Here is a 7091-nt window from a genome sequence, read left to right as displayed (position 1 = left end):
AGTTTCTGTCCGTAGTTTCGAGCGAACGAATTTCTTCATATCCTCATCCATCCATTCGCCTAAGCCATTCAACATTCCCCGGTCACTCTTGCTTTCGAGATGCCCGATACATTTCTGTATGTAGTCAGCCAGTGGCATTTCCATACGAGTTTCAACAATATCTTTGTTTATCGGTGTTCGTTTTTGCATGAAAAACCAACTGTCAAAGATATCGCGATTCGTCACTTCTCCACGGTCAAGCATAGCGCAGAGTTTATGGGCAAACATTTCAGAAGCGACTGTAAAGACCTGTCGAAAGACGAATTTATTGAAATGACAAACGAAGTAATCCCGTTTTTGGGACGTTCAGGGTTACGGATGGAAGTGAAGGACAAAGAGAACCCAAAACTAACGGCCTTTCGGCGTAATATCCATTTTCCTGAATTGTTGTTAGTTGATTTGCCCTTTGCTTAAACTCGATGAGCATAATAGGTTTGCCGTCTTTCAATGTTGCGTAGTCTATCTTTCCCCCTTTTTTGTGCCGATATCACAGGTGAACTCGGGCATTACTCCCATTGGATTGAACACGTCATATCCAGGTGCATTCAATAACGGTATTACAAAAGCATTTTCGTTTAACTGACGATTAGAATATGACCAATCTTGATGATACATTTTAAATGTTTATCTTTGTGCATTTCAATGCAGTAAAAGGGTATTTGTTAAAAATTAATAGCATGATATGGTTTTGGGCAATAGTAGGGATGGTAGTTTTATTAGTGGTTGGAGTTCCGTTCTGGGTAAGTATACTCATCACGTCAATTGTCTGGATTATCTCGGTTATTGCACAAACATCGACCAAGAAAGGAAATGCGTCACGCGTGTCACGCGAAAGCAACTGGCTTGAAAGGGATGATAAAAGAGATGATTCTGTGATCGATATTTCTGGAGAATCTATCAGGATTCCTCCTTCAACCGATCAAGACAGTGAGATATTTAATTGTGATTATGTGCCCTATTGGTCAAAGGAATATATCTACTCTACCCGTTCTTTAGAATATGCCAGCGCGAGGGTCAAAGCGTTCTACAAGAGGTTCAAAAACAGTTTTATATCAGGGGAGTATCTTAGTCTGGACGAAAATGAAAATTATGCGTTTACCTTGATGTTTGATTTCCTGGATGAATATGACAACCAACCGGATCTTACGCGACTCACTACACAGATGCAGGCACTTATAGAGCATTACCCGGTAACGAAACCTTATGCAGAGCTAAAACTGATACAAAGGGCAAAGAAATCGGGACAATGGAAGAAAGTTTGCACGAATGGAGAGACGAGCATCGAGGATATCATGGAGCAGTTCCCTCATTCAAGAGAATGGAGCTTTTCAGATAGATATTCAGAAAAATTGAGACTTTCTAAGTCAGAGCAGATTCTCTTTGATTATTTTGAATCGAAATGGGATTCTATGTGCTCGGGTTTCGAGTTTATGAAGATCAGACAGGTGGAATTATTTCGCGAGGTGATGAAAGATGTGAAGGAACAATTAATATACAATACAGCCATTTCATTTAATTTCAAAAGTCAAAATGGCGCGTATGATCATAGCCAATCGGTGTTTACCTATCACGACCTGACGATAGAAGAAAAGGTAAGAATGGTGAAGAATTGTATCTTCAGGCTTTGTCGCAATAAACTTTATGAAAGGTATGAACTAAACAGGAGTGTTGACATTTTCACGTACGAGCATAACGAACGAAGTAAAAAGGAGATAACCGGGTTATTGGAACTGGTGGGACCACTTATTGATCCCCTTGCGAAGAAGCTACCCGAGTTTACCGATGAGGAAGAAACGGAAGTTAACACTGTTTACAGAACTCGCTGGAGAATTGTCCACGAGGAGGTTAAAGCTGCTTTCAATCAAAACATGGATGTGCAATATTATTTACAAAACATCCACAGGCTCACGAAAATAAACAAAGAAAATCCGGGTGTACAGCATTTACTTTTTGATGCCGCAAAATTGCTTGCCGGGATCAACAATGTTGCGGCTTTGAAAGTCTATTTGCAGTATATTGATGTATATCACCACTTTTTCAATGACGAAGAGAAGCCTTTGCCTAAATGTACCTGTAAAAAACTGTTCAGGAAGGAGGGGCTTCAGAGCCTGTTTGAAGATATCGTTAACCAGTATAAAAAAGATAAGGACCGGGAAAAAGCGTATGAGGCTATCCATGATTTGTACCTGCCGGTACGCAGAAAAATCAACTTGGATAAGAAGGAGATTGAGAAGATAACGAGACTCCATTCGGAAACGGTGCAATTGCTAAATGAAGTGATGGATGAGGAAGAGGATGAAGAGGAGGTAGTAGAGAAAATGCCGGTAGTAAACAATTTGCAATCGGCGCATCATTTATTGGACGGGCATCAGTTAGAATTATTGGGTCTTTTTAAACAGAGTGACTACTGCATGACAAAAACAGAAGTAGAGGATTTTGCCAAATCGAAGGGATTCATGGCAAACGGGTTGATTGAAAAAATCAACGATCTGTGCTATGAAACGCTGGATGATGTCCTGATTGAAGACGACGAGGATTGCTTTGTTGTTTCGGATGACTACTTAAAAACAATAATATATGGGAATCAAAGTTAAACCTAAGGAAGCTACTGAAATTATCAACTCTTTAATAGGCGGAATTGTGCCGAGATCGGGGGTTCAACATATTGCTGTTGGACGAGACGATGAGATTGCTGCTGTAATGGATGCGCTTGAGGATGTGAAAAACGGGCATAACGTGATGAAGTTTTGGATCGGGGATTTCGGTTCCGGAAAATCGTTCATGTTTCACCTTATTAAATCGGTTGCCTTAAAAAAGAAATTCGTGGTGGCGGGAGCTGATTTCACCCCCGATAACCGTTTGTACTCGTACGACGGCAAAGCGGTGGCTCTCTATTCAGCCATAATCGATAATATTTCTATTAACACGAAGCCCGATGGCGGTGCGCTTCCCTCGTTGCTCGAAAAATGGATTGAGCAGGTGATGGAATTCACGGCGAAAGAGTCTGATGTCTCGCTGACTGAAATCCGAAACGAACAATATTTGCCGTTGATACAACAGAATATTTTCAAAACAATCAACGAGATAACAGAAGTTGGCGGATATGATTTTGGAGTGATCGTGATGAAATATTACGAGGGGTATATACAGGGGGACGATTATTTGCGACGTAATGCGCTGCGCTGGTTGAAGGGAGAATACCGAACAAAAACCGAAGCCCGCCAGGATCTGGGAGTGAGGGAGATCATTAACGACCAGAATTATTATGATATGCTGAAGAATTTCACAAAGTTATTCGTCTCCATGGGATACAGTGGTTTTATGATTAACCTGGATGAAGCAGTAAATCTTTACAAGATTTCGAACTCGCTGACAAGGGAAAAAAATTACGAGAAACTGCTTGCGATCTATAACGATTGCTACCAGGGAAAAGTTTCCAACATGTTCTTCAATATTGCCGGAACAAGGGAGTTTCTAGAGAACGAACGAAGAGGGTTGTATTGCTACAACGCATTGAAAACAAGGCTAGAGCCCAATAAGTATGCGGTGGATGGAATGAAAGACCTTGCACAGCCGGTTATCAAGCTTACTCCTATCAATCATAATGAAATATTCGTGCTGCTGAAAAACCTCAAGGGTATTTTCGATTTCAACTATAAAACAAATATCGACCTAAGCGAAAGGGATATCCGGTTTTTCATGGAGGAGATGTATAATAAGCCTGGCGCGTCGGAGTTTTTACTTCCAAGAGAGGTGATACGTGGTTTTCTGAATATATTAAGCACGCTTCGGCAAAATCCAGGGGTTACTTTTAAAAAACTTGTGGGCGGCATTGAGATAAAAGATGAACGGCCGGCAGATGATGTGCTTGACATTATAGAGGTTTTGTAATGGCAGCGGATGCTTTTTCTTTACTATCGGAGCCAATCAGGCGTTATATTCATGAAAAACGGTGGACGGAGCTTCGGCCCATCCAACATAGCGCGATACGATATATTCTGGGTGATAACGATAATTATATTCTGGCGGCCAGAACGGCTTCTGGAAAAACGGAGGCAGCTTTTTTACCTATTCTTTCTTCCGTTGATTTTTCATCCGAGGGAATTCAAGTCCTGTATATCTCTCCCCTGATCGCTTTGATCAACGATCAGTTTGCACGGGTGGAAGATCTATGCAAGTATATGGATGTGCCGGTCACTAAATGGCACGGAGAAGCCAATCGAGCTGCCAAGGACCGAATACTGAAAGAGCCGCGGGGTATCGTGCTTATTACACCGGAATCCCTGGAAGCGATGTTCGTTACAAAACCGTATAACGTGACGTATCTTTTTTCGAACCTCAAATTTGTGGTAATCGATGAGATTCACTCTTTCATTGGAACGGACAGAGGTATTCAATTAAAGTCAATTCTCTACAGGCTCCAGGAAAAGAATGGCACGCCGTTCCGGATTATTGGATTATCCGCAACCATAGGAGATTATGACGAAGCGAAAAAGATCACGGGCAATGAAGCAAGGACAAAAGTGCTGCTCGATAGGAGTAAAAAGCCCTTGCACACCGAATTTCGTTATTTTGACGGGAAAGATGAGACAGAATTGCCACCAGATCTTATCAAAGATATCTATCGGCACGTGCATGCCAATAAAACCCTTATATTTCCTAACAGCCGGGGACGTGTTGAAGAGGTTGCGGTAAAATTGAAAAAGATTTCAGAACGAGTGGGGGGGCACGGGAACTTCTTTGCTCATCACTCTTCGATAGATAAGGGAATCAGGGAATATGTGGAGTTTTTCGCCAAAAATAGCCAGCGAGAGAATTTCTCAATTTCTTGCACTTCTACCCTGGAGCTTGGTATAGATATTGGGTCGGTGGATGAGATTATTCAGGTGGATGCTACTCACAGCGTTTCTTCGCTTATTCAACGAGCCGGACGAAGTGGACGAAAAAATGAAGAAGAGAGCAACTTAACGCTCTACGCGACTTCTCCTTGGTCGATGCTCCAGGCGCTTGCCTGTTGGAGCTTGTATGAAAAGGATTGCATCGAGTCGCCGGATATTGTTGAACGGCCATACGATATCCTTGCTCATCAGGCCCTTTCCATTATTAAAGGGCATAACGGGATAGATTATCGGGTTCTAATCGAAAAATTATCCTCAAACTTTGCCTTCAGGAATATACAGCGATCTGAAATTGCCGAAATAATAGATTATTTTATTGGAATCGATTTTATTGAAAAGATTGGCCATGAATTGATTGTTGGGATCGAGGGAGAGAGGATTGTCAATAACAGGGAGTTTTTTAGCACGTTTGAGCGGGAAATTAATTTTAATGTCGTCCATAACTCCAAAGTGATCGGCAACCTGCCCTTTACGCCCCAGGTGCAATCGGATAATAATATACTTTTGGCCGCCAAAATATGGAAAATAGTGGAAGTGGATACAGAAGCGGGGAAAATTTTTGTTGTCCCTGCTCTGGACGGGAAAAAGCCCACTTTTATCGGCAGCGGGGTGAACGTGCATCCACTCATTCATGGGGAAATGTTTAGGATCCTTTTTTCCGATGAGGAGTTTTCGGTGCTGGACGAGAAATCCAACCAAGCCTTGAAAGAGTTGCGTAAAGATTTCAGGCCCATGAGTATTCAGAATCCAACCACCGAGCGACCGCTACTATGTATGAATAATCGCTCGATAATTCATCTGTTCGCGGGAACAAAAGTAACAGAGACCTTGAGGTACTTGATGTCTAAACGTAATATTTCTGCTTTGATCACGAATAACGGATGCTCTATGGAGTTATCAGACATGGATGAATCTAATTCTCTTGCTATCTGGCACTCCTTGTTGCTGTTAAAGGATGATTTAGATTCCCTTTTGTACAGTAGTTTAGAAGAGACACCTCATCTTATTCATATTCCGAAATGGGGAAAGCACCTTCCTGAAAAATATAAAGTGGCCTTGATCAAACAAAAGACTTTCGATTTTGAAGGGACATTCCAATTTATTGCCAATACAAAATTAGTAACTACTAAGGTACTCCGGTCATAGACAGAGAGTCCTGACTATTAGTCAATAACTATGCTATACTCGAAACTACGCTTGCGCAAGGGTTGCAATAACCCGAAGGACCTCAAAGGGGTTCTGTCCGTTCCCCGTCGCCATTTGGATGACGGAGGCAACGGTGGCATAGTTCCCAGCTCCTTCCTCGGAGCGGAAGCACCCGCTGACTTTCAATAGGGTCTTAACAAGGGCTCCGTTGGCCTTCGTCTTCGCCTGCACCATTAGCCACTCTGGCAGTTCTTTGAAGTTAGGATCTTCGGAAAGTCCGGGTTCCCGAAGTACCTGCCTGTGCCGCCGGGAGAGCTTTGCCCGGTCTGCTTCGACACTCTTTCCAAGTCCTGTAGTAAAGTCCTTTTTCATCCATCCACAAAGAGGGAAAAAATTATGGATCTGCGCAAATTTATCGATTTGTGCATCAGCGCATTAAAGGCTGCCCTGGGCATTTTGGAGAGACCCGTGCCCCTTCTTTCGGAGGGCCATTTCTGAAATTTCTAAAGGCCGACAATGCCTTCCAAATAGCCATCAATAAGCTGATATATAACAATTTCAATATAGGGATAGCAGCATGAGGAAAAATTCAAAAAAAGTTACAACAGGATGTCAACAACCCTGCGAAATTCTTTATCATTGGTCAGGAAAAGGGTACCTGAGTAGTTAAGATTTTTCTCATATTCTGACATTTTTTGTGGTGAAAAATCATCGAATATATAAAGAATCAGGTACTTTTGTCAAAAACTACCCACGTATGCAGGTTTAGTTCAACAACTGTTAGACGTAATTGAATTTGAGGATTGAGGATTGAGGAAAAACTGTTATCTTTAATACTATCAAATGATACTATCATAAATGCATGACGCCTCCATACAAAATAACACCTGATATTTTGAAGCGAACCACTTCTGTTTCCGAAAAAACAGTAGAAGTGAATGCTAAATATTTGGACAAGCAAAGTCCTCAATCAAGGAAACAGAATAGGATAAAAACAATCCATTCGTC

At 41.8% G+C, this 7091-nt stretch carries 4 protein-coding genes and 1 pseudogene; 4 read left to right on the top strand and 1 reads right to left on the bottom strand.

Features of this window, described 5'->3' with window-relative positions; translation table 11 throughout:
- Positions 1 to 189 (bottom strand): annotated as a pseudogene (locus B4G81_RS05250) (nucleotidyl transferase AbiEii/AbiGii toxin family protein); the annotation flags it as partial.
- Between B4G81_RS05250 and B4G81_RS05245 the strand changes: the two are divergent.
- The 4 genes from B4G81_RS05245 (at position 184) to B4G81_RS05225 (ending at position 6083) form a co-directional block, all read left to right on the top strand.
- Positions 184 to 453: a hypothetical protein gene (locus tag B4G81_RS05245; RefSeq protein ID WP_294080819.1), complete on the top strand. Its 270-nt coding sequence runs from the start codon at positions 184 to 186 to the stop codon at positions 451 to 453. The pseudogene B4G81_RS05250 and the gene B4G81_RS05245 sit on opposite strands and share 6 nt — an antisense overlap.
- Positions 454 to 716: 263 nt before the next feature.
- Positions 717 to 2633: a tellurite resistance TerB C-terminal domain-containing protein gene (locus B4G81_RS05235; RefSeq protein ID WP_238866032.1), complete on the top strand. Its 1917-nt coding sequence runs from the start codon at positions 717 to 719 to the stop codon at positions 2631 to 2633.
- A complete protein-coding gene (locus B4G81_RS05230; protein ID WP_238866031.1) occupies positions 2617 to 3930 on the top strand; it encodes an ATP-binding protein in 1314 nt (437 codons plus the stop codon). Before B4G81_RS05235 ends, B4G81_RS05230 begins: the two co-directional genes overlap by 17 nt.
- Positions 3930 to 6083 (top strand): DEAD/DEAH box helicase, encoded by a 2154-nt coding sequence (locus B4G81_RS05225; protein WP_286845967.1) that lies wholly within the window; start codon positions 3930 to 3932, stop codon positions 6081 to 6083. The genes B4G81_RS05230 and B4G81_RS05225 overlap by 1 nt, the downstream gene beginning before the upstream one ends.
- Positions 6084 to 7091 lie beyond the last annotated feature (1008 nt).

Source organism: Proteiniphilum sp. UBA5384 (assembly GCF_002410825.1).
Taxonomy (GTDB): domain Bacteria; phylum Bacteroidota; class Bacteroidia; order Bacteroidales; family Dysgonomonadaceae; genus Proteiniphilum.
The sequence above is the reverse complement of the archived record's forward strand: the minus strand, read 5'-3'. Positions and strand labels throughout refer to the sequence as shown.